18 protein-coding genes are annotated in these 23,265 nt (G+C 75.6%); 6 read left to right on the top strand and 12 right to left on the bottom strand.

Annotated features, from left to right (window positions below):
• The 6 genes from fdxB to nifH form a co-directional block, all read right to left on the bottom strand.
• Positions 1-264 (bottom strand): ferredoxin III, nif-specific, encoded by a 264-nt coding sequence (gene fdxB, locus ANAEK_RS16135; protein WP_012527203.1) that lies wholly within the window; start codon positions 262-264, stop codon positions 1-3.
• Between the two features lie 13 nt (positions 265-277).
• A complete protein-coding gene (gene nifX / locus ANAEK_RS16130; protein WP_012527202.1) occupies positions 278-661 on the bottom strand; it encodes a nitrogen fixation protein NifX in 384 nt (127 codons plus the stop codon).
• Between the two features lie 10 nt (positions 662-671).
• On the bottom strand, positions 672-3,428 hold the full coding sequence (locus ANAEK_RS16125; protein WP_012527201.1) for a bifunctional nitrogenase iron-molybdenum cofactor biosynthesis protein NifEN: 2,757 nt from the start codon (positions 3,426-3,428) through the stop codon (positions 672-674).
• Positions 3,429-3,480: 52 nt separating this feature from the next.
• A complete protein-coding gene (gene nifK, locus ANAEK_RS16120) occupies positions 3,481-4,950 on the bottom strand; it encodes a nitrogenase molybdenum-iron protein subunit beta (protein ID WP_012527200.1) in 1,470 nt (489 codons plus the stop codon).
• Between the two features lie 86 nt (positions 4,951-5,036).
• Positions 5,037-6,488 (bottom strand): nitrogenase molybdenum-iron protein alpha chain, encoded by a 1,452-nt coding sequence (gene nifD, locus ANAEK_RS16115; protein WP_012527199.1) that lies wholly within the window; start codon positions 6,486-6,488, stop codon positions 5,037-5,039.
• A 28-nt stretch (positions 6,489-6,516) separates the two neighbouring features.
• Entirely contained in the window at positions 6,517-7,383 is an 867-nt protein-coding gene (nifH, locus tag ANAEK_RS16110) for a nitrogenase iron protein (RefSeq protein WP_012527198.1), read from the bottom strand.
• 330 nt (positions 7,384-7,713) lie between these two features.
• On the opposite strand from nifH, the gene nifB reads away from it, so the two are divergent.
• Together nifB and ANAEK_RS16100 are read left to right on the top strand one after the other, a co-directional pair.
• Entirely contained in the window at positions 7,714-9,141 is a 1,428-nt protein-coding gene (gene nifB / locus ANAEK_RS16105) for a nitrogenase cofactor biosynthesis protein NifB (RefSeq protein WP_157376706.1), read from the top strand.
• 31 nt (positions 9,142-9,172) lie between these two features.
• A complete protein-coding gene (locus tag ANAEK_RS16100; RefSeq protein ID WP_012527196.1) occupies positions 9,173-12,466 on the top strand; it encodes a patatin-like phospholipase family protein in 3,294 nt (1,097 codons plus the stop codon).
• Positions 12,467-12,488: 22 nt separating this feature from the next.
• Here ANAEK_RS16100 and ANAEK_RS16095 read toward each other — a convergent pair whose 3' ends face one another.
• The 3 genes from ANAEK_RS16095 to ANAEK_RS16085 form a co-directional block, all read right to left on the bottom strand.
• On the bottom strand, positions 12,489-13,370 hold the full coding sequence (locus ANAEK_RS16095; RefSeq protein WP_232288241.1) for an alpha/beta hydrolase: 882 nt from the start codon (positions 13,368-13,370) through the stop codon (positions 12,489-12,491).
• Between the two features lie 115 nt (positions 13,371-13,485).
• Positions 13,486-14,082 carry a TetR/AcrR family transcriptional regulator gene (locus ANAEK_RS16090; protein WP_012527194.1) on the bottom strand — a complete coding sequence of 199 codons (597 nt, stop codon included), beginning with the start codon at positions 14,080-14,082 and terminating at the stop codon, positions 13,486-13,488.
• A 108-nt stretch (positions 14,083-14,190) separates the two neighbouring features.
• Positions 14,191-16,989 carry a M1 family metallopeptidase gene (locus ANAEK_RS16085; protein ID WP_012527193.1) on the bottom strand — a complete coding sequence of 933 codons (2,799 nt, stop codon included), beginning with the start codon at positions 16,987-16,989 and terminating at the stop codon, positions 14,191-14,193.
• Between the two features lie 175 nt (positions 16,990-17,164).
• Here ANAEK_RS16085 and ANAEK_RS16080 point away from each other — a divergent pair, with 175 nt between their 5' ends.
• Positions 17,165-18,187, top strand: a complete 1,023-nt coding sequence (locus tag ANAEK_RS16080) for a deoxyhypusine synthase family protein (RefSeq protein WP_012527192.1) — start codon at positions 17,165-17,167, stop codon at positions 18,185-18,187.
• 52 nt (positions 18,188-18,239) lie between these two features.
• Positions 18,240-19,223: an aldo/keto reductase gene (locus ANAEK_RS16075; RefSeq protein WP_012527191.1), complete on the top strand. Its 984-nt coding sequence runs from the start codon at positions 18,240-18,242 to the stop codon at positions 19,221-19,223.
• 1 nt (position 19,224) lies between these two features.
• Here the strand turns inward: ANAEK_RS16075 and ANAEK_RS16070 are convergent, their stop codons facing one another.
• On the bottom strand, positions 19,225-20,097 hold the full coding sequence (locus ANAEK_RS16070; RefSeq protein ID WP_012527190.1) for an SDR family oxidoreductase: 873 nt from the start codon (positions 20,095-20,097) through the stop codon (positions 19,225-19,227).
• Positions 20,098-20,234: 137 nt separating this feature from the next.
• Here ANAEK_RS16070 and ANAEK_RS16065 point away from each other — a divergent pair, with 137 nt between their 5' ends.
• A complete protein-coding gene (locus tag ANAEK_RS16065) occupies positions 20,235-20,567 on the top strand; it encodes a helix-turn-helix transcriptional regulator (protein ID WP_012527189.1) in 333 nt (110 codons plus the stop codon).
• A gap of 87 nt (positions 20,568-20,654) precedes the next feature.
• The gene (locus ANAEK_RS16060; RefSeq protein WP_012527188.1) at positions 20,655-20,891 is read left to right on the top strand and encodes a hypothetical protein; all 237 of its coding nucleotides are present in this window, start codon (positions 20,655-20,657) and stop codon (positions 20,889-20,891) included.
• 17 nt (positions 20,892-20,908) lie between these two features.
• On the opposite strand, the gene ANAEK_RS16055 is transcribed toward ANAEK_RS16060, so the two are convergent.
• On the bottom strand, positions 20,909-21,526 hold the full coding sequence (locus tag ANAEK_RS16055) for a rubrerythrin family protein (RefSeq protein WP_012527187.1): 618 nt from the start codon (positions 21,524-21,526) through the stop codon (positions 20,909-20,911).
• A gap of 161 nt (positions 21,527-21,687) precedes the next feature.
• Positions 21,688-23,058, bottom strand: a complete 1,371-nt coding sequence (locus ANAEK_RS16050) for a sigma-54-dependent Fis family transcriptional regulator (protein ID WP_012527186.1) — start codon at positions 23,056-23,058, stop codon at positions 21,688-21,690.
• Between the last annotated feature and the right edge of the window lie 207 nt (positions 23,059-23,265).

The raw sequence follows: 23,265 nt of genomic DNA, 5'->3' as shown, positions 1-23,265 counted from the left end.
TCAGGCCGCCAGCGGCTCGAACGCGAACGCGTCCTTCTTGCAGGTGCGCCCGCACGCCTCGCAGCCGATGCAGTCGTCGGGGCTCGCCACCGTGGCGAACATCTTCGCCGACTCCTCCTCGTCCACCTCGGCCGGCGCGAGCACGTCGTGCGCGCAGATCTTGATGCAGCGGCCGCAACCGATGCACAGCTCGGGGTCGATCGACTTCACGAACCTCGGGGTCCAGGCCTTCTTGCCGCGGGTGAGTCCGGTCAGGTAGCTCATCGCTTCCTCCTCGTCAGGCGTCCGCCTCGTCGGTGATCGCGTCCTGCGCCAGCAGCCGGCGCAGCCAGGGGGGCGGCGTCCCGCGCAGCACCTCCTGGAGCCGGGACACCGCCTCCGCGATCGGGACGTCGGCCTGGAGCTTCATGGGGTGGATGCGCCGGGCAGCGAGCTTCGCGGCGGCGGGGCCGCCGATCTGGCGCGTGAACACGATGGCGCAGCCCGCCACCGCGGCCGCGCGCGCGGTCGTCCGGTCGTCCTCGTCGCCGGTGGCGAGCGCCTCGACCGCACCCACCGGCGCGGCCGTGGCCGGGCCCACCTCCCAGATCCAGAACCGGCCGCACTGGCCGAAGTGCTGGTCGATGACGCTGCCGTTGCTGCTGGTGAACGCGACGCGCATGGCCGCCTCCTCAGTTGTGCGCCAGCCTCTGCGCCTCGCCGGCGCCCGCCTGGAGCAGGTTCGCGACCTCGAAGACGAGGTCCATGGTCCCGCGGTACCCCACCCAGACCTTCTGGTGCGCGCCCAGCCGGTCGAACACCGGGTAGCCGGTGCGCAGGTGCGCCTTGATCCCGAGCTTCTGCACCGCCTGGCGGCCGTTCGAGCTGGCCACCACCAGGTCCGCGCCGCGCGCCGCGTCCTCCAGGTCCTCGAGATCGCCGACGGCCACGCGGGCCGCCGGGAGGCGATCGAGGCCGCGCGTGCGGGTGGCGGCGAGCGCGGCCTGCACCTCGCAGCCCATCCCGGCCAGGAACGGCGCGAGCCCCTTCAGGTGATCCGCCTCGAGCGCCAGCGCGACCTTCTTCCCGGCGAGCGCGTAGTGGCTGTCCACCATCGCGTCGAGCAGGCGGCTGCGCGCCCGGCGCAGCGCCTCGGGGACCGGGCGGCCGGAGATCGCCGACAGCGTGGCGACGAGCGCGTCGGTCTCGAGCAGGCCGGTCGCGGAGGTGAAGCCGTGGGCCGGGACGCCGAACCGCTCCTCCAGCCGCCGCGCGGCGCGGGCCAACGAGTCGCCGACGTAGATCGTCGCGGCGCTGCGTCCGGCGCGCCGGAGCGCCTCCACCGGAACGCCGCCGGTGGAGAGCGGCGAGACCTCGTCGTCCACGTGGCCGTCGAGCGCGCAGGAGAGGTCGGGGACGGCCAGGCACTCCAGGCCGAACGCCTCCACGAGCAGCTTCAGCTCCTCGACCTCGGCGGGCGTGAGGTGGGCGCCCGGGAGCAGGGTCACCTGCGAGGGGAGCCGCTCGCCGCCCCCGGCCAGCGCGGCGAGCAGGGCCTCCACCGCCGCCGCGTAGCCCTCCTGCATCGAGCCGCAGTAGTCGGGCGTGGAGGCCCAGACCACCGGGAGGCCGTCGAGCTCGGGGTGCTCGGCGCGGAACTGGACCACCGCGCTGCGCACGTCGTCGCCCATGGTCTCGGTGAGGCCGCTCGTCATGACGCCGATGACGCCGGGGTGGAACTTCTCGGCGACGCGGGCCAGCCCCTGCTTCAGGTTCTCCCAGCCGCCGAAGATGGCCGAGTCCTCGCTCATCGCGGTGGAGTTGAGCGCGATGGACTCCTTGAAGTGGCGCGAGAGCTGGAGGCGGATGAACGTCGAGCAGCCCTGCGCCCCGTGCAGCAGGCCCAGCATCCGATCCACGCCGAGGTAGGCGAGCGTCGCGCCCAGCGCCGGCGAGTTCTTCTGCGGGTTCACGGTCGCCGCCTTGGCCGGGACCTTCACCCGGGACGCGGACAGGTCCTCCGCCTCGAGCCGCGCGGCGTGGCCGCGGGCGGACCGGGCGGCAGCGGCCGTCCCCGCCTCGCTCGTCCACGCCACCGGCGCGTCGATCGCCTTCCAGATGGGGTCGTTGACGGTGAGATCGAGCTGCCGCGCGAAGGTGACCATGCCGGCGTAGCCGGCGTAGGGGTGGGCGCGCCCGTGGTTGATGTCGAGGAACGGGGTGCGCGTCTTCAGCGCCAGGAACTTGGTCTTCCCGCCGGCCACCACCAGGTCGGGCCGCTTCGCCTGCATGACCCCGAGCAGCCCCGCGGTGGAGGTGTCCTCGATGATATGGGCGTCCCGGTGCATGAGCGACTTCATCCGGTGGAAGTCCTCGAGCGTGGAGTTCTGCGTCCCGGCGGCGAGCACCTCCACGCCCAGCTCGCGGAGCGCGTTCACCATCGACCAGGTCTTCACGCCGCCGGTGAACAGCACCGCCCGCTTGCCCTCCAGCCGGGCCCGGTGGGGCGCGATTCGGGCGCGGCAGGCCGCCTCCTCCTCGGCGACGAGCCGCTCCACGCGGTCGCGCAGGGTGGTGTCGGCGGGGTCGCCGTCGGCGAGATCCAGCTCGCGCGCCATCTCGCGCAGCGCGCGGGCGGTGTCCGTCATCCCGTAGAAGGACGCCTCCAGGAACGGGATGCCCCAGCGCTTGCGCATCTTGCGCGCGAGGTTGGTGAGGCTCTTCGAGCAGACGATGACGTTCAGCCGCGCCCGGTGCGCGTGGCGGAGGTCGTCGAAGCGGGCGTCGCCGGAGATGCAGGAGAGGACGCGGATCCCGAGCCGCTCGAACAGCGGGAGCATCCCCCACAGGTCGCCGGCGATGTTGTACTCGCCGATCAGGTTCACGTCGTAGCGCGTGCGCACCGCGGGCTCGGCGGTGCCGATGACGTGATCGAGCAGCACCTCGCCGGCCAGGCGGTTGCCGATGTTCTTGTCGCCCACGAACCCGGGGGCGTTCACCGGGATGACCGGGAGGTCCACCTCGGCGGCGGCGCGCCGGCACACCGCCACCACGTCGTCGCCGGTGAGGGCCGAGACGCAGGTGGAGTACACGAACACCGCCTTCGCCTCGCCGCGATGGCGCGCGGCGAGGTCCACGATGGCCTGGTGCAGCTTCTGCTCGCCGCCGAACACCACGTCGTTCTGCACCAGCTCGGTGGTGAAGCCGCGGCGGTAGAGCTGGCTGCCGGAGGAGCGGGCGCCGCGGTTGTCCCAGCTGTTGCCGGCGCACGCGATGGGGCCGTGCACCAGGTGGATGGCGTCGGTGACCGGCATCAGCACCACGCGGGCGCCGTCGTAGGCGCAGCTCCGCTCCGTGCCCTCGCCGGGCTCCGACCTCTTGCAGAAGCGCGGGGCGCCCTTCTCCAGGGTCTCGCAGTCGGTGGGGTCGAGGTCGCTGGGCCGCGCCATGGAAACGCTCCAGGTCCGCCGGCGGGGCGCGCCCGGGGGCGCGCCCCCGGCATCACCGCATCATCTCGAAGAACCGCTCCTCGCAGGTCTCGTCGCGCAGATCGAGGAACTTGTTGCAGAGCTCGGTGAGCATGTTGATCGCGCCCTGGTAGCCGATGATGGGCGAGCGGTGCTTGTTGACGCGGTCGAACACCGGGAAGCCGAAGCGGAACAGCGGCACCCTGGCGTCGCGCGCCGCGAACTTGCCGTGCGTGTCGCCGATCACCGCGTCCACCGGGTCGGTCACGAGCAGCGAGCGCAGGTGCCACAGGTCGCGGTTCATCCAGACCTGGCCGTCCTTGCCGTAGGGCGAGGCGTCGAGCACCGCGCGCAGCTCCTTCTCCAGCTTCTTCGAGCCGCGGCTGCAGAGCACGTGGCGCGGGGTGGCGCCCATCTCCAGCAGGAACGCCACGTAGCCGAGGAGCTGGTCCGGGTCGCCGTACACGGCGAAGCGCTTCCCGTGCAGGTACTGCTGGGCGTCGGTCATCGCGTCCACCGCCCGGCCGCGCTCGGCGCGGATGGACTCGGGCACGGGCCGATCGAACAGGCGCGACAGCTCGAGCATGAGCGCGTCGGTCCGCGCGACGCCCATGGGCATGGGCAGGGAGACGTGCTCGCCGGCGTAGGCCTCCTTGATCCAGCCGAACGTCTTCGCGGTGGAGTAGGGGCCGACCGTGAGCGTGGCCTTGCCGTTGATCGAGTCGGCCGCGTCGGCGAGCGGGGTGCCGCCGGGGTAGAGCCGGTAGGTGCCGTCGTTGGGCGAGTCGAACGTGTCGGAGATGTCGGCGAGGACGGTGGCGGGGATCCCGAACGCCGCGAGGATGCGCTTGTACTCGCGGTAGTTCCCGGTGTTCGCGTCGAACCCGGTGAGGAGGTTGAGCCTGCCGGTGCAGCGCCCCTCGACCCGCTTGCCCTCGGTGAGCGTCTGGAGGATGGCCGCGAGCATGGCGTCGTAGCCGGTGACGTGCGTGCCGCTGAAGCTCGGCGTGTTGGCGTACGGCGCCGGCAGGTCCTTCGGCAGCGCCCCCTTCTGCCGGGCGTTCTTGATGAACGCGGTGAGGTCGTCGCCGATCACCTCGGGCATGCAGGAGGTGAAGATGGCGAGCATCCTGGGCTTGTACAGCGCGACCGCGTTCTCGAGCCCCTCGTGCAGGTTGTTCTGCCCGCCGAACACCGCGCCGTCCTCGGTCATCGAGTCGGACACCGCCGGCGCCGGCTCGCGGAAGTGCCGGTTCAGGGTGGAGCGGTAGTACGACGCGCACCCCTGCGAGCCGTGCACGAAGGGGAGGGTGCCCTCGAAGCCGTGCGCGGCCAGCTCGGCGCCGAGCGGCTGGCAGGCGTGGACCGGGTTCACCACCAGCGCCTGCCGCGCGAAGTTCTTCTCCCGGTACTCCTGCGTGTCGATCCAGGCCGCCACCCGCGCCTCCTCCTCCGGCGTGGTGGGGGTGACGGGCTTCACGGTGAGGCCGAGGTTGTTCGCCATGTGCTGCTCCTCCGGACGCACGGGGACCCATCCGTCCCACGGGCGGCGTGCGCTGCGTGATTGCGGGTGGTGCGGGGGATGCCCGGCTAGAACGGCGCCTTCACGAGCTTCCAGGTCGGGCTGTTGATGGCCATGTCGATGTCGCGGGCGAAGACCGGGAAGCCCTGGTAGGCGTGGTACGGGCCGGAGTAGTCCCAGCTGTGCATCTGCCGGAACGGCAGGCCCATCTTCTGGAAGACGTACTTCTCCTTGATGCCCGAGGCGACCAGGTCCGGCTTCAGCCGGCTCACGAAGTGCTCGAGCTCGGCCTCGGACGCGTCGTCGTAGATGACGGTCGCGTCGGGCATCTCCGGCTGCGTGCGGTCGTAGTCGTCGGAGTGGGCGAACTCGTAGCCCGAGCCGACCACCTGCATCCCCAGGTCCTCGTAGGCGCCGACCGTGTGCCGCGGGCGGAGGCCGCCGACGTACAGCATCACCTTCTTGCCCTCCAGGCGCGGCCGGTAGGTGTCGACGACCTGCTTCATCTCCACCTCGTGCCGGGCGATCACCTTCTCGACGTTCTCCTGGATGCGGTCGTCGAAGCGCTCGGCGATCTTGCGCAGGCTCCCGGCGATGTGGGTCGGGCCGAAGAAGTTGAACTCCAGCCAGGGGATCCCGTACTTCTCCTCCATCACCCGGCACATGTAGTTCATGGACCGGTAGCAGTGGATGAGGTTCAGCTTGACCTGGTGCGTGGCCGCGATGCGCTCGAGCTCGCCGTCGCCGGTCCAGGTGGCCTTCACGTTCAGGCCGATCTCCTCCAGCAGGGCCCTCGCGCTCCAGACGTCGCCGCCGATATTGTAATCGCCGATCAGCGCGACGTCGTAGGGGCCCGCGGGCTCCGTGAAGGTGCGGGTCTCGATGACGTAGTCGCGGATGGTGTCGTTGGAGATGTGGTGCCCGAGCGACTGCGAGACCCCGCGGAAGCCCTCGCAGTTGCAGGGCACGACCGGCAGGTCCAGCTCGGCCGACATCTTCTTCGCGACCGCGTTGATGTCGTCGCCGATGAGGCCGACCGGGCACTCGGACAGCACCGAGATGCCCTTGGCGAGCGGGAACAGCTCCTTCACCTCCTTGAGCAGCACCGCCAGCTTCTTGTCCCCGCCGTAGACGATGTCCTTCTCCTGGAAGTCGGACGTCATCTGCATGGCGAACTGGCTCACGCCGTTCCTGCCGGACATGAGGTTGCGGCGGGTGCCCCACGAGTACCAGCCGCAGCCCACCGGCCCGTGGGAGACGTGGGCCATGTCGCGGATCGGGCCCCACACCACCCCCTTCGCCCCGGCGTAGGCGCAGCCGCGCGCGCTCATCACGCCGGGGACCGTCTTCCGGTTCGACTTCACGCAGGTCGAGCAGGCGGTGGGATCGTTCGGCGCGAGGTGCGGGGCGCGCTTCTTGCGCCCCTTCTCCGGGTAGAGCGCGAGCGCCTCGTCGATCATCGCCTGCGTGGACTCCCGGGTGATGCCCTCGACCGTCTTCACCTTCACGTCGTCCGCCATGGTGCGATCCCTCCTTCGTCCTGCGTGCCTACGCGACGGCGGCGGCTTTGCCGACCTTCGACTCGTCCTCGGGGGCCATGATCCCGTACTCGAGCAGCAGGTCCTCGAGCTCCTCCATCTCCAGCGGCCTGGGGATCACGAGCATCCGGTTCTCCGCGATCTTGCGTGCCAGCTCGCGGTACTCGTCCGCCTGCGGGTGCTGCGGCGCGTACTCGATGACCGTCATGCGGCGCAGCTCGGCGCGCTGGACCTCGTTGTCGCGCGGCACGAAGTGGATCATCTGCGTGCCGAGGCGCCTCGCGAGCGCGTCGATGAGCTCGTACTCGCGGTCGGTCTTGCGGCTGTTGCAGATGAGGCCCGCCAGCCGGACCTTGCCGGAGGAGGCGTACTTGAGGATGCCGCGGGCGATGTTGTTGGCCGCGTACATGGCCATCATCTCGCCCGAGCAGACGATGTAGATCTCCTCGGCCTTGTTCTCGCGGATGGGCATGGCGAAGCCGCCGCACACCACGTCGCCCAGCACGTCGTAGAACACGAAGTCGAGGTCGGGCGTGTACGCGCCCTGCTCCTCCAGGAAGTTGATGGCCGTGATCACGCCGCGGCCGGCGCAGCCGACCCCCGGCTCCGGGCCGCCGGACTCGACGCACTTCACCGCGCCGAAGCCGACCTTCATCACGTCGCCGAGCTCGAGGTCCTCCACCGTGCCGCGCTCGCGCACCAGGTCCATCACGGTGGCCTGCGCTTTGGCGTGGAGGATGAGGCGGGTCGAGTCGGCCTTGGGATCGCAGCCGACGATCATCACCTTCTTGCCGAGCGAGGCGAGGCCCGCCACCGTGTTCTGGGTGGTGGTGGACTTGCCGATGCCGCCCTTCCCGTAGATTGCGATCTGCCTCATGTCGTCTCCGTTCCCGTGGTCGCCAGGCTGCGACCGGCCCCGGTCGCGGTGCGCGTCGGCCGGTGGCCTGCCGCATTGCGAGCGGCGGGCCAGCCCGGCGCGCCCGCGCGAAACCGCTGCGGGAGAGGCGCTGCGGCCGGCACGGTGCCCCGGGGCGGCGCGCGCGGGGGTGGCGGCCCCCGCGATTGTCCGGTTCACGACACGCGCCGGGTCCGGAACCCGACGCGCCGGGGTCGTGGAGCCGACACGGCGCCGCGCCACGCGCCGCGGGCGCGGCGCCGGCGCGCCGTCCGCGGCCTGGAATGTCCGGTGCAGTGGCGTCCGCGCACGATGCGCTCCGCCTTCACCTGCTACGCCGAAGATGCCCAGGGCGGCTGCTCCCGCGCCGCGCCCGCCGCCCGCCCGCTCCCCGCCGACGTGGCGGCGCGCATCCGGAACCACCCCTGCTACAGCCAGGAGGCGCACCACCACTTCGCCCGCATGCACGTGGCGGTGGCCCCCGGCTGCAACATCCAGTGCCACTACTGCAACCGGAAGTACGACTGCGCGAACGAGAGCCGCCCCGGGGTCGTCTCCGAGCGGCTCTCCCCCGACCAGGCGCTCGCGAAGGTCCGGGCGGTCGCGGCGGCCGTGCCGCAGCTCTCGGTGGTGGGCATCGCCGGCCCGGGGGATCCGCTCGCGAACCCCGGCCCCACGTTCCAGGTGCTGGAGCGGATCCGCCGCGCGCTGCCCGACCTCACGCTCTGCCTCTCCACGAACGGCCTCGCGCTGCCCGACCACGTGGAGCGGCTGGTGACGCTCGGCGTCCAGCACGTCACCGTCACCGTGAACATGGTGGACCCCGCGGTCGGCGAGCGGATCCACCCGTGGATCGTCTGGAGGGGCCGCCGGGTGCGCGGCGTCGAGGCCTCGCGGATCCTCTCCGAGCGCCAGCTCGAGGGCCTCGAGCGCCTGGTGGCCGGCGGCGTCCTCTGCAAGGTGAACTCGGTGGTGATCCCGGGGGTGAACGACGCGCACCTGCCGGAGGTGAGCCGGCGGCTGCGCGCGCTCGGCGCCTTCCTCCACAACGTGATGCCGCTCGTGTCGGCGCCCGAGCACGGCACGCACTTCGGCCTCGGCGGCCAGCGCGGCCCGACCGCGGCGGAGCTCGAGGCGGTGCGGCGCGCGTGCGAGGTGGACGCGCGGGTGATGCGGCACTGCCGGCAGTGCCGGGCCGACGCGGTGGGGCTGCTCGGCCAGGACCGCGGCGCGGAGTTCGCGCTCGCGGCGCTCCCGCCGGAGCCCGCGCGCGACGCCGGCGAGGTGCGGGCCGCGCACCGGGCCGCGGCGGAGCGGGTGCGCGCGCGCGCCGAGGCGGCGCGCCAGGGTGCGCTGGCCCGCGTGGCCGGGATCGACCCGGCGGTCCGGGCCCGGGTGGCGGTCGCGACGCGCGGCGGCGGCCTGGTGAACGAGCACTTCGGCCACGCGCAGGAGCTGCTGGTCTACGACGTGGATCGGGACGGCGCGCGGCTGGTGGGCGTGCGGCGGGTGGAGCGGTACTGCCGCGGCGGCGCCGGCGAGGAGGACGTGCTGGAGGGGGCGCTGCGCGCGCTCGGCGACTGCAGGGCGGTGCTGGTCGCGCGCGTCGGCCGCTGCCCGCGCGAGCGGCTCGCGGCGGCGGGCATCGCGCCGGTGGAGGGTCGGGCGCAGGAGCCCATCGAGGCCGCCGTGCTCGGCTGGTTCGCGGACTTCGCGGCCGGCGGCGCCGCCTCGCGTTGACGGTGCACGGTGGGTCGCGCAGAGTGGCGCCGTGATCCCGCGCCGCGCCGCCTCCCTCGTCGCCCTCGGCCTCGCGATGCTGGCGCCCGCGCCCGCCCGCGCGGAGGGGCCCGCGCCGGCGGAGGCGGGCGGGCGGCCCGACGATCTGGTCGCGTTCACGGTGAGCGGCGGGGTCAGCCTGGGCGCGTACGAGGCGGGGCTGTCCTGGGCCACCGTCCGGTATCTCACCGCGGTCCGCGAGGGCGGGACCGAGGTCGCGGCGCTGTTCCGGCCGCGGCTGGCGGCCGTGACCGGGACCTCCGCCGGCGCGGTGAACGCGCTCCTCGCCGCCGCGACCTGGTGCGCGCGCCCGGAGCGCGCCGGCGACGTGGACGACAACCTGTTCCTGAGCGCCTGGATCGACCTCGACTTCGACGAGCTGCTGCCGCGCTCCGCCCTCGGCTACCGGCCGGGAGACGGCCTGCTGTCCGCGGCGGCGCTCGAGCGGACCGGCGCGCTCATCCGCTCGGCGCTCTTCGGTCCGGGTGCGGCCGGGGCCTTCCGCCCCGGCTGCCGCGTTCCGGTCGGGATCGCGGTGACCCAGGCCGAGCCGCGGCAGCGCGACGTGGCGGGGCTCACCACCTCGACGCAGCGGCTCGTCATCCCGTGGCGCCTGGAGGTGGGGTCGGACGGGGCGGTCGCCGTGCACCGGCAGGCGCTCCGTCCCGGCGAGCTGTCGGACAGCGTGCTCGAGCTCGACGGCGTGCCCGCGCCCGGCGTCGCCGCGCCATTCCGGCCGCAGGTGATCGAGGACGCGCTGCTGGCGTCGGCCGCGGTGCCGATGGCCTTCGCGCCGCGGCGGCTGTGCGCCCCCGCGACGGCGGACGCCGACGGGGAGGGCGCGCCCGTGCGCTGCCACGACTACGTGGACGGCGGCGTCTTCGACAACGCACCCATCGGCCTGGCGGTGGACCTGGTGGACGCAGGCGGCGGGGGCAGCGTGCTGCACCCGGTGATCTTCTTCCTGGTGGATCCCGAGCTGCGGCGCCTCCGGCCGCCGCCCGACGCCTCGGCCGCGGACGCGCCCGAGCACTTCACGCTCGGCCGGCACCTGCGCCTGTTCGGGAGGCTGCTGGCCACCGGGCGCAGCGCGGAGCTCTCGCGCACCATCGGGGCGAGCGGCTGGAACCGGACCACCCAGCGGGTCCTGCGCGAGTTCGCCGAGGTGGCGGCGGAGTTCGCGGAGCTGAGCGCGACGTCCGCGGCGGCGTACGCGCCGGCGCGCGCGTCCCCGCGCCCCGGGGCCGCCGGGCCGGCGCCGGCCTCGGTGAGCCGGGCCGCGTTCGGGCGGGCGCTCTCCGCCTGCATCGACCGGCTCGCGGCGGCGCCGGTCTCCCGCGGCGGCGAGCCGGAGCCGTGCACGCGCGAGGTGGGCGGGCTGTCGCTCGCGCCGCCGGGGCCGCAGGACGCGCCGCTCCCCGCGGCCGAGGTGGTGCGCCTCGCCGACGGGCTCGCGGCGCTGCTCCGCGAGGTCGCGACCGCCTCGCCGGCGCGCCGCGTCGCGGAGGTCCCCGACCCCGAGGCGTTCGAGCGGCGCTCGACCCTGGTCGCGTCGTCGCTGCTGTTCCTCGCCGACGAGGTGCAGCGCGTCTCCGCGAGCGGCCTCCCGGAGGAGGTGCTGCACCGGTTCCGCGCCGCGGTCCTCGAGCCCATCCGCCGCTCGGACGGCCTCACGCGCGCCGCCAGCGCGCTGCTCGCCGCGCTGCTCGATGCCCAGCTCGAGCGCCTGGCCGCGGTGGCGCCCCCGGGGGTGGCCGCCGAGGCGCGCCGCGCCCGCGCGCGGCTCGCGACGCTGCCCGGGGACGCCCTGCTCGACCTGGACGCGCTCCAGGGGACGGTGGCCGCGTCCTCGGCGCTGCTGGCGCGCGGCGAGTGGGAGGCGCGCGCCATGACCGGCGCGTGGCGCGGCGTGCTGGGCGTGCTCGAGGCCAGGACGCGCCTCCTCGGGTTGTCCTCGCGCGTCGCCGCGCTCCGCGTCGACGCCGTGGCGCTCGCCGATCGGGCCGCCACCGAGCGCCGCCTGGTGGCGCCCAGCCGGTTCGCGCCGCTCGCCGGGGCCCAGCTCTCCGGCTTCGCCGGCTTCCTCGACCGGCCCCTGCGCCGCTACGACTACTACGCGGGCGTCTACGAGGCGGCGCACGGGATCGCGGTGGCGGAGTGCGCCGGCGGCGCGCCGGAGGCGGGCGACGCGGGCCCGGTCCGGCTGCGCGGGAGCCCGGCGGACGTGGATCTCACCGCGCCCGCCACCCAGCGCTGCGTCGGCCAGGCCTTGCGGCGTACCGTGGACGTCCTCGGCGTCCGCGCCTCGCCGTACGCGAGCCAGGTGGTCGCGCGCCTCGCGGGGCTGGAGCTCGCCGCGTGGCTCGGCCGGTCCACGCGCGCGCAGCTGCTCCGGCAGGAGGAGAGCTGGAGCTGGCTCGACGAGCTGGCGCCACGCCCGGCGCCGGCGGGCGACCCGGTCCTCGCCACGCTCGAGGCGCTCACCGACCGCCGGGTGCCGTGCCGGTCCGGGGACACGGAGGCGCTCTGCCCGGCGGAGCTCGGCTTCGGCGAGTTCCTGGCCGCGCTCTCCGCCCACGGCTACCGCGCCGGGTCGGAGGGGCTCCGCCTCGCGATGCGCGATCAGGACGCGTGGTGGGCGGACACCCTCGACCGGCTGGCGGGTCGCGCGCTGGCGGTGGAGCGCACCGCGGTCGGGAGGGATCCGGGCCCGCTCTCCGGCGCGATGATCTCGGCGTTCGGCGCGGCCGAGCTGCTCTCGCGCCGCCAGGCCGAGCGCGGGCCGACGCCGCGCCTGGTGCTCGATCCCTCGACGCTCCCGGCCACGGCGGCTCCGGGCCAGGCGGCGTGGCGCCCGCTGGCGGCCCGCCTCGTCCCGTACCGGCTCTCGCTCGACGTGTCGCGCGGCGGCTTCGCGCTCGCGTGGCTGGAGCCGGAGCTCCACCTGCGCCCCTGGCTCTCGATCGCCACCACGCTGGAGCCGGTCGCGTTCCGGGCCGCCCACGACACCTGGTCGAGCGCCGCCGGCGCGGTCGTGCTCGGCCACGCGCGCGGCTTCTCGTTCGGCGCCGGGCCGCAGTGGTGGGCCGACTGGGACGGACCCTCCGGGCTGGGGATCGAGGCCCGCGTCGCCGCGGTGCAGGATCGCTTCGCGGTGATCGTCGGCGCGCGCGACCCGGCGGCGCGGCCCGGCCCGCAGGGCTGGTTCGTGGCGCTCTCGGTGGCCGACATGAACGGCCTCGCCTACTGGCTCTCGCCGCTCGGCGCCGGCCCGTCGGCCCCCTGATCGGCGCCGCGGCCGCTGACGCTCAGGAGGCCGCCCACCGGGCGTCGCGGTCCCAGAGGTCGTCCGCCATCGCGCAGCCGGCGCAGCGCGGCTCGGGTCCGGCGGTCGTCGCCAGGCGGCCGCACCCGCCGCAGCGCGGCAGCCACTGCCGGGCCTGCGCCACCACGGCGGCGATCACGCCGGCGTCGCGCAGGATGCGGCGGTGGCCCAGGCCCTGCGTCGCGAGCAGCCGCGCGGTGGGCCAGCCCTCGGCGAGCGCGGCACCGTCCGCGAACGGGATCTCGCGATCCCCGGGATCGTGGATCACGAGGAGCGGCGCCGCGCCGGGCGGGGCGAGCCGCGGCAGGTCGAGCGCGTCCGGCGAGACGCCCAGCCTTCGCTCCATGTCCTCCCCGAGCGCCGCGGCGGAGACGCCCAGCTCGGCGGCCGCGTCGGCCACGAAGCCGGCCGGCCCGCGCGGCGGCGAGATCGCCACCGCCGTGTCGAGCCGCAGCCCGCGGATCATGGCGAGCACGACCGCCGAGCCGCCCAGCGAGTGGCCCACCGCCATGCGGGCGCCCACCGCCGCCGCCGCCGCGCGGGCCGCCTCGGCGAAGTGGATCATCGACGCGAGGCACCCGGGCGACGCCCCGTGCGCGGGCGCGTCCAGGGTGACGGCGCTGCAGCCCGCCGCCGCGAGCGCCTCGGCGATCGGGAGGAGCTGGCCGGCGCGGCCGCCCCAGCCGTGCAGCAGGAGCACCGCCGGGCCCTGCCCGACGCGCCAGGCGCGCAGCGCACCGTCGCGGCCGGGGAGCGCCAGGGGCTCGGCGCGCGCGAGCGCCTCGCGCTCGGCGGACGGTGGGCGATGCCGCGGCGGCGTCAGGATGAGCCGGCCGGCGGCGCGGGCGGCGAGCCGGGGCGCCACCTCCGACAGCGCGGAGAGGCCGGCGCGGAGCGCGCGGCGGGCAGGAGAGCGAACGTTCGTACTATTTTCGGGACGAGACACGGGCACCTCGGGCGCTGCGGGAAAGGGGACGAGGTCAGGCGGGCAGCCGGCAGTCCGCCAGCAGCCGCTCCACCGCGGCGCGGGCGCGGCGCCGGGCGCGGCGGTCGCCGAGGAGCCGCCAGGCGTGGTGGGTGGAGAGCATGATCCCGTGGAGCTCGAACGCGACCTGGTCCGGGTCCACGTCCGCCCGGAACTGGCCGCCGTCCCGGGCGTCGCGCGCCACGCGGGCGAGCGTCCCGAGCCACGCGCGCTCCATCGAGACCAGCAGCTCGCGCGCCGGGCCGGGGCGATCGTCGAGCTCCACCGCGGCCTGCACGAAGACGCAGCCGCCGGGCTGCGGGACCAGCTCCGGCCAGCGCAGCCACCGCTCGACGAGGGCCCGGATCCGCGGCGCGCCCCGCGGCTCCGCCATCGCCGGCCGGACCACGGCCTCGACGAACAGCGCGCCCGCGTGCTCGAGGGTCGCGACCTGGAGCGCCTCCTTCGACTGGAAGTGCGCGAACAGGCCGCTCTTGGAGAGGTCCATGGCCTCGGCCAGGCGCCCGATGGTGACGCCCTCCAGCCCGACCTCGCTGGCGAGCTGGACGGCGCGGTGCAGGATGGCCTCGCGCGTCTCGGCGCCCTTCCCCATGGCTCGCAAAATAGAACGGTCGTTCGGCATGGGCCAGGGGAACTCGGCCGGGAGACCCACCAGGGCAGGCGCCGCGGGGGCGGGCGCCCGCCGCGGGCGGCGCGACGGCTAGCGCGCGGCCGCGCCGGCGTGCGGGGGGGCGCCGCGCCGGGCCGCGCGGGTGAACCACGCCGACGCCGGCCCCGCGTCGGCCTCGCGGCCGGCGGCGCACAGCCGGATCCGCTCCACCGCCCTCGCCACCATCGGCTCGACGCCGGGCAGCGCCGCCGCGCGGCGCGCGAACAGCGCCTCGACCCGCGCCGCGTCCTCGCCGGAGCAGGCCCCGCGCGCGGCCCCGGGGAGGCCGGCGGCCATGAACGGCGGCAGCGCCGCCGCCCACGCGTCGAGGTTCTCCTCGAGGAGCGCCAGCCGCCGGGCGACGGACGCGGGATCGCTGCGCACCGCGTGCGGGTCCAGCACGGCATCGACGCGCTCGAGCAGCGGGAGGCCGTCGGCCGCGAGCACCGCCGCGAAGCGGCGCGCGAGGTCGGGATCGTCCGCCGCGGCGAGCGCCGGGAGCAGCCGCTCGCGGGTCGCGAGATCCGGGGCGGCCACGGCGCGCGCGAGGACGGCCTCGAACATCGGCCGCCCGCGCTCCTGCACCGCGACCGCGAGCGCGATGGGCGCGAGCTCGGGGTCCACCGCCTCCGGGTGCAGCTTCCCGTCGGCCACCCCGGCGTAGGCCGCGCCGCGCCGCGCCGCCTCGCGGCGGACGGCCGGGTCGCGGCCGGTGAGGGCGAGCAGGCGCACCACGCGGGCGCGCAGGTCGCGGACGGCGCTCGACTCCGCGGGCCGCGCGGACCACCCGAGCCTGGCCAGCACCGGCCGGTAGAGCCGCCGCGCCACGACCTCCACCGCAGGCCGGTCCGCCGGCGGCACCAGCCAGTCGTGGGCGTGCTCGAGCGCCTCGATGGGCTCGGCAGCGACCTCGGGCCGTGGGTCCCGCGCCAGCGCGGTGAGCGCGTCCATCGCGTCCGCGTAGGGCAGCGCGCCTGCGCGCTCCGACGCGGCGACGGCGCGCGCGAACGACAGCCGCTCCAGCGTGGAGAGCCGCGCGAGCCCGCGCGCGCGCAGCCGGGCCAGGTCGGCGGGCGCGAGCGCCCAGGCGTAGTAGCCCGCCGCGCCGGCGTCGGGCATGAGCCACGCCGGGCAGCCCTCGGGGAGCGCCACCGTCGCCTCGGCCCGCTCCAGCAGCGTGCAGCGCTCGCGCACCGCGCCGGCCGCCTCGTAGCGCAGGCACACCGGGATCCTCCACGCGCCGCCCGGCGCCGCCCCGGAGCCGCGCGGCAGCGCCCGCGCCTGGCGGAGCCGGACCCGCGCGGCCGCGCCCTCGCACGCGACGGCCGCCTCCACCCGCGGCACCCCCGGCTGCGACAGGAACGTCCGGAACGGCCCCGCGACGTCGCGACCGGCCGCCGCGGAGATCTCCGCGAGCAGCGCGTCGGTCGATCCGGTCCCGTCCACGTGGGCCGCCAGGTAGCGCCGGATGCCGTCGCGGAACGGCGCCTCGCCGACCCAGCGCTCGACCATGCCGAGGAGCGCGGCGCCCTTCTCGTAGCTCATGCCGTCGAACTGCCCCTCCACCTCCTCGATGCGCGTGAGCGGCTTCAGGATGGCGCGCGTGGTCGCGAGCTCGTCCTGGCGCATCGCCCGCGCCGTCCCGCCGGCGGCGGCCACGTCCGCTCCCCAGGACGGCTGCCAGCGCTGGACTGCCCGCGTCCCCATCCACTGCGCGAAGGACTCGTTCAGCCAGATCTCCGTCCACCAGGGCAGGGTGACGAGGTCGCCGAACCAGTGGTGCGACATCTCGTGCGCCATGGCGTCCGCGATCGACCGGCGCTCGTCCGGGCCCTGCCGACGCGGGTCGAACAGGAGCGCGGACTCCACGTAGGAGATCGCGCCCGGGTTCTCCATGGCGAGCGGGAACCCGGGGACCACGACGTGGTCGAGCTTCGGATAGGGGAACGGCGTCCCGAACCACCGCTCCAGCTCGGCGAGCAGCGCCGGCCCGGCCTCGCGCGCGAACGCCGCGTCGGCGGCGCGGCCGCGCGGCACGACGTACCGCACCGGCAGCGGCGTCGGGCGGATCTCGTTCGGCGGCGCCGGCGCGTCCACCACGTCGTACGGGCCGACCGTCCAGAACACCAGGTAGGTGGGGATGGGGCGCGTGGCCGAGAAGCGGACGCGGCGGAGGCCGCCCGCGGCGGGCTCGCTGCCGCGCTCCGGGGCGTTCGAGATCGCGACCAGCCCGGCCGGAACCGTGAGCGTCACCTCGAACGGCGTCTTGAACCGGGGCTCGTCGAAGCACGGGAAGGCGCGGCGGGCGTCGACCGCCTCGAACTGCGTGGAGGCGTAGAGTTCGCCCCCCTCCCGCGCGCGGAACGCGCCGGCGCCGGCCGGCCCCCAGCGCGCCGACCAGGCCATGCGGAGGGTGACGGGCCCGGGCCCGACCGCCCGCGGCAGGTCGAGCCGCGCGACGCCCGAGGGGTGCACCTGCGTCAGCCGTCCCGGAACGCGGGCGCCGCCGGCGGCCTCCACGGTGACCTCCGAGACGGCGAGGTCGCGCGCGTGCAGCCAGATCCGGGCGAGCGGCCGCTCCAGCACCACCGCGACCTCGGCGCGCCCGCGGATCCCGTCCTCGCGCTCCGGCAGGATCTCCAGGTCGAGCGCGTAGCGGACCGGGCGCACGTCGGCGGGGAGCTGCAGCAGCGGCGGCGGCTCCTCGCCGGATCCGGGCGCGGGCGCGAGGGAAGGGCCGGGCGGCGCCGCGGGGCCGGCGGCGGCACGCGCCGCGAGCGCCAGCAGCGCGGCCACGGCGAGGAGGGCGGGGCGCGGCGGGAGCGGGGCGGCGCGGCGCAGCAGCGTCACGGTTCACCTCGGGGGAGACCGAGACGATACGCTCCCCGGGCGCGCCGGGGAACCGCCTCGCCGGCCGCCCGCCGGGCCCCCGCGAAACGCCGGGCTTGATCGGCGGGGCGCAGTCGGGTACGAGCGCCCGGATCGAAGTGCGCGCGCCTCGACGGCGCGACGGAAAGGTGCCGAGATGCCGAAGACCGAGCTGCCCGTCCTCGAGTTCGTCCTCACGAACTACAAGAACTTCAACGCGCGCCAGACCCGCGACGCGCTCGTCGCCTACTGGCGGCACGTGGAGGCGGGCGGGAAGATGTTCTGGGCCGTCGCCGGCGCGATGTCCTCGGCGCAGCTCGGGCTCACGCTGGCGCCCGCCATCCGGGCGGGGCTCATCCACGGGTTCTCCGTCACCGGCGCGAACCTGGAGGAGTCGCTGTTCCGGCTGGTCGCGCACCACAGCTACAAGGACTTCCCGGACTACCGCTACCTCACGAAGGCGGACGACACCCGCATCCTCGAGGACCGGATGCGCCGGGTGACCGACACCAGCATCCCGGAGGACGAGGCGTTCCGCGCGGTGGAGAAGTTCATCGTCCCGATGTGGACGCGCGCCACCGAGAAGGGCGAGCGCCGCTTCTGGCACGAGTACTTCTACGAGCTGATCCAGTCGATCGGGACCGACCTGTACGAGGGCGACCCCGAGGCCTGCTGGCTGCTCGCCGCCGCGCGGGCGAAGCTGCCCATCGTGGTCCCCGGCCACGAGGACTCCACGTTCGGCAACATCTTCGCGTCGCACGTGAAGACCGGCGAGTGCAGCCCCTCGATCGTGAAGTCCGGCATCGAGTACATGGCCGCGTTCTACGACCAGTACAAGGAGCTGTCGGCCGGCAAGGGCGTCGGGTTCTTCCAGATCGGCGGCGGCATCGCCGGCGACTTCCCCATCTGCGTGGTGCCGTCGATCAAGTACGACCTGGGCGAGCCGGTGAAGCCCTGGGCGTACTTCTGCCAGCTCTCCGACTCGACCACGTCCTACGGCTCGTACTCGGGCGCGACGCCCAACGAGAAGATCACCTGGGACAAGCTCACCCAGGACACGCCCATGTTCGTGGTGGAGTCCGACGCGACCATCGTGGCGCCGCTGATGCTCACCGCGCTGCTCGAGTGCAAGCGCGCGCCCGCCGAGGCGAACGCGCTCATCGCGAAGCTCGCGAAGTGACGTCGTCCGCTTTGGCGGACGGGGGGCGGGATCCCTGCTAGAAGGATACGGCATGGAGATCCCGCAACCCCCGCGGACGGCGCCCGCCGTCCGCCGGCTCGGGCTGGGGATGGCCGCGCTGGGCCGCCCCGCCTACCACACCATCGGACACGGCACCGACTTCCCCGAGGGCCGCTCGCCCGAGCAGCTCCGCCGGCACGCGCACGCGGTGCTCGACGCCGCGTACGACGCCGGGATCCGCCACTTCGACGCGGCCCGCTCCTACGGCGCGGGCGAGGCCTTCCTGCGCGCCTGGGCGGACGCCCGCGGCCTCGGCCCCGGGGACCTCACCGTCTCGTCGAAGTGGGGCTACCGCTACGTGGGCGGCTGGCGCGTGGACGCCGAGAAGCACGAGGTGAAGGACCACTCGCTGGAGGCGCTGCGGCGGCAGCACGCCGAGTCGGTCGAGGCGCTCGGCCCGCTGCTCTCGCTGTACCAGATCCACTCCGTGACCGCGGACGGCCCGGTGCTCGGCGACGGCGCGGTGCTGGACGAGCTGGCCCGGCTGCGCGACGGCGGGCTGCGCCTCGGGGTGACGGTGAGCGGGCCGGGGCAGGCCGAGGCGGCCGCGCGCGCGCTCGGGATCGAGCGCGGGGGGCGGCCGCTGTTCACCGCGGTGCAGGGCACCTGGAACCTGCTCGAGCGCTCCTGCGAGGCGGTGCTCGGCGAGGCGCACGCGTCGGGCCGGCTGGTGATCGTGAAGGAGCCGCTCGCGAACGGGCGGCTCGGGCCGCGCGGCGACGTCGGGTCCGACGGGCCGCTCGCGCGCGTGGCCCGCGAGGCCGGCACCACGCCCGACGCGCTCGCCCTCGCGGCCGCGCTGGCCCGCCCCTGGGCGGACCTGGTGCTGCTCGGCGCCGCCACCGTGGACCAGCTCCGCTCCAACCTGCGCGCGCTCGAGCTGCAGCCGAGCGCCGAGGCCCAGGAGCGGCTCGCCGCGCTGGTCGAGCCGCCGGCGCGCTACTGGGCCCGGCGCGCCACCCTGGCCTGGACCTAGGTCAGGCGCCCGGCCGCGCGCCGAGCGCGGCGAGCGCCGTCGCCACCGCGGTCGCGAGCCGCGTGCTGGGTCGCCCGATGAGCCGCTCCAGGTCGCCGCTCGCGTCGTCGAGCTCGCCCCGGGCGACGCCCAGGTCCGCGTCCACCAGCGCGTCGGCGTACGGCCCCGGGATGCCGGCGCCGACCAGCACCGCGCGGTAGTCCGCGGGCGGGAGGTCGCGGTAGGCGACCGGCTTGCCGGCCTGGCGCGAGACCTCCGCCGCGAGGTCGGCCATCGTGAAGGGCGTGCCCGCCAGCTCGTACGCGCGGCCCTCGTGGCCCTCGCCGGTCAGCACGGCGGCCGCGGCCTCCGCGTAGTCGGCGCGCGCGGCGCCGGCGATCCGGCCGTCGCGGGCCGACCCGGCGATGGCGCCGTGCGCGAGGGCCGGGCCCAGGTGCTCGGTGTAGTTCTCGAGGTACCAGCCGTTCCGGAGCAGCACGTGCGGCACGCCGGAGGCGCGGAGCATGGCCTCCGTCTCGCGGTGCTCGACGGCGAGCATCACGCCGGAGGTGTCCGCGTGCAGGATGCTGGTGTACGCCACCAGCCGGACGCCCGCGCGCCGGGCGGCGTCGACGACCGCCTGGTGCTGCGGCACGCGCCGGCCGACCTCGCTGCCGGAGATGAAGAGCAGCTTCTCCACGCCCGCGAGCGCGGTGCCGAGCGTGGCGGGCCGGTCGTAGTCGCCCTGGCGAACCTGGAGCCCGAGGGCGGCGAGATCGGCCGCCCGGGCCGGGTGGCGGACCAGCGCCACCAGCCTTGCGGCGGGGACGCGCTTCAGCAGGGCCTCGACGGCCTGGTGGCCGAGCTTTCCGGAGGCGGCGGTGATGGCGATCACGGGTTTTCTCCTTCGGGCGCGGGGCGCCCGGGCGGCGGGGGATGCATAGCCGGTCGCGACTCGCTCCGCCCGGCGCGGAGCAGCCGGCCTTGACGCGGCGCGCATCGACGGCTATCGAAGGCCCGCCAGGAGCGCCCATGCCCGTCCAGCTCACCGACGACGAGTTCTGCACCATCGCGCGGGCGCTCGCCGACCCGCAGCGCTGCGAGATCCTGCGCCGCGCCGCCGCCGAGGGCGAGGTGGCCTGTTCCCAGCTGGTGGAGGGCGTCGCCCTGTGCCAGTCCACCGTCTCGCACCACCTGAAGGAGCTGGTGGCGGCGCAGCTCCTGGAGCGGCGCCGGGAGGGGCACTTCGCGTACTTCCGGCTCCGGCGCGACGTGATGGAGGCGTACCTGGAGGCGCTGCGGGCCCGCACCCTCGCGCCCCCGCCCCCGCGCAAGCTCGCGGAATCGCGGGCGCGCGGCGGCTGATCCCCTCCCGCTGCCGGGGGCCCCTCGGCGCGCCGCCCGCTTTCGGCTGAAAATCGACCGACATCGAATTAAGAACCAGGGGTGCCGATGAACACCTGGTCCCTCGTTCCCATGTTGCTGGTCGAAAGCTCCATCCCCGCGGACGCTCGCCGCGCGCTGCACGCGTCGCTGCTGGTGCGCGACGCGCGCCGGGCGCGCGCCGCCCGGGCCCTCGCAGGGCGCATGCTCGTGGCGGAGCGGTGCCTCACGCCGGAGGAGGCGGGCGAGCTCGTCGGGGTGGATCCCGGCGACCTCCAGCCGCCGCTGGTGCCGCTCGCCGCCTGAGGCCCGCGCGGCGTGCGCTAAGGGACGCGCTCGAACGCCTCGGCGGGCGAGAGCGACACCGGGCACGTCTCCGGCGGCCGGGCGCCGCGCGCCACGTGCCCGCACGTGCGGCAGACGTGGAACGGCTCGCCCGGCGTGCGGAGGGCGTCCAGTCGCCCCACCGCGTCCTGATACAGCGCGACCAGCTCCCGCTCGACCGCGTGCGCGAGCGTGAAGCCGAGCGCCGCCTCCGCCAGCCCCTCGCGACGCGCCTGCCGGACCGCGCGCGGGTAGGAGCCGAACCGCTCCGCGCTCTCGTGCGACAGCATCGCCCGCAGGTTGAACGGGGTGTCGCGCACCGTCCCCACCACCGCCGCGGCCGTCGTCACCGACCCGCCCAGGCGACGGAGCGCCGCGGCGTGCTGCTCCGCCCGGATCTGCTCGGACCGTGCCGCCGCCCGGAACAGCGCCGCCGCGCCCGGGTAGCCCTCGCGGTCCGCGGCGAGGGCGAAGGCCTGGTACCGCGCGTGCGCATCCAGATCGCGCTGGTGCGCCGCCTGGAGGTTCGCCTGCGTGGGGGAGGGCTCGGCGCCGAGCGCACGCCCCCCGAGCAGCAGCAGCCCCCACGTCCCCACCGCGATCGCAATCTTCCGCATGGTGAACCTCCGTCGCGCAGCCCGGACCGGCCCGGGGCGACGGTCACGATGGGAGGGCGCGCGCGGACGCGCCATCCGGCGCATGACGCATGGCCTGCCGCCCTGCGAGATCGGGCACTTGCCCGCCAGCGGGCGGCGGATGCCGGAGGGACCGCGGCGGCCTAGCCCGGATCGGACGAGCCCGGCGCGAGCGCCCGCATCCGCTTCCAGAGGGTCCCCCGCGAGATGCCGAGCCGCCGCGCGGCCTCGGCCCGGCGCCCGCCGCAGGCCTCCAGCGCGGACCGGATCTCCTCCGGCCCCGGCATGGCCCCCGGGCGGCGGGCCGGCGGGGCGCAGGCGCCGCGCAGCTCGGCGGGGAGGTGCTCGATCCCGAGGTCACCGTCGCCCGCCTGCAGCGCCGCGAACTCGAGCACGTTCTGGAGCTCCCGCACGTTGCCGGGCCAGGTGCAGGCGGACAGCGCCGCGATCGCGGCGGCGGAGAGGGCGCGCGGCCGCCCTCCGCGGGCCGGCGCGTGGCGCTCCAGGAACGCGGTGGCGATCTCGGGGAGGTCCTCGACGTGCTCGCGCAGCGGCGGGACGCGCAGCGGGAACACCGCCAGCCGGAAGTACAGGTCCGCGCGGAACCGACCCGCGTCCACCAGCGCGCGCAGGTCGCGGTGGGTGGCGCACACGATGCGCACGTCCACCGGGACCGGCGCGGAGTCGCCCACGCGCTCGATCTGGCGCTGCTCGATGACCCGCAGCAGCTTCACCTGCACCAGCGGCGAGATGTCGCCGATCTCGTCCAGCAGCAGGGTGCCGCCGTCCGCGTCCTGGAAGCGCCCGCGCCGATCGCGCAGGGCGCCGGTGAACGCGCCGCGGACGTGCCCGAACAGCTCGCTCTCCAGCAGGTTCTCGTTCAGCGCGGAGCAGTTCACGCGCACGAACGGGCCGGCCGCCCGCGCGCTGCCGGCGTGGATGGCCTCGGCGACGCGCTCCTTGCCGGAGCCGCTCTCGCCGTGCAGCATCACCGTGGCGTCGGAGCGCGCCACCAGCGCGATCATCCGGCGCAGCTCCTCCATGGCCGGCCCGCGACCGAGCAGCCCGGACGCCTGCGGCCGCGCGCACGCGTCCTGCCGCCGCCCGCCGGGCACCGGGTCCACCGGGCTGAAGGACTCGAGCGCCCCGACCGCGGTGCCGTCGGGCGCGAGCAGGGGCACGGCGCTCTTCACGATCACGAGCAGGCGGTCGTCGCGCGTGCGCACCGAGCAGGTCTTGGAGGTGCGCTCGCGCTCGGCCATGCCGCAGCGGATGGGCCCGGCGCCGCAGGCACAGCCGTGCACCGGATCGCCGGCGAGCAGCGAGCAGTCCCGCCCGACCGCGTCCCCGGAGGACCACCCGGTGATCCGCGCCGCGGCGCGGTTCCAGAACGTGATGCGTCCCGCGGCGTCGGTGGTGAACAGGCCGTCGGGGAGCGCGTCGGCGACGGCGCGGAGCGCGTCCTCGCTGCCGAGGCCGAGGAACGGGAGGGGGGCGGCGCTGGGCGGGGGCACGTCTCCTCCGGCGTTCACGTGAACGCCGGATCGGAGCCGCACGTCCTGTCGAAGGTTCCGCGCGGCGCTGCGGCGGATCGCCGCATGGCCGGATTCCGAGGGCTTCCGGGCCGCGGCCCGGGCGCGGCGGCCGGGCGTTCACGGCGCCGGCGTGAACGAGACGGCGAACGTTCACGCGTGAACGTCCCGGCGGGCGGCGCCCGGGGA

Source organism: Anaeromyxobacter sp. K, assembly GCF_000020805.1.
In the GTDB taxonomy this organism is placed as follows: Bacteria; Myxococcota; Myxococcia; order Myxococcales; family Anaeromyxobacteraceae; genus Anaeromyxobacter; species Anaeromyxobacter dehalogenans.
This window is presented reverse-complemented; position numbering and strand designations above follow the sequence as displayed.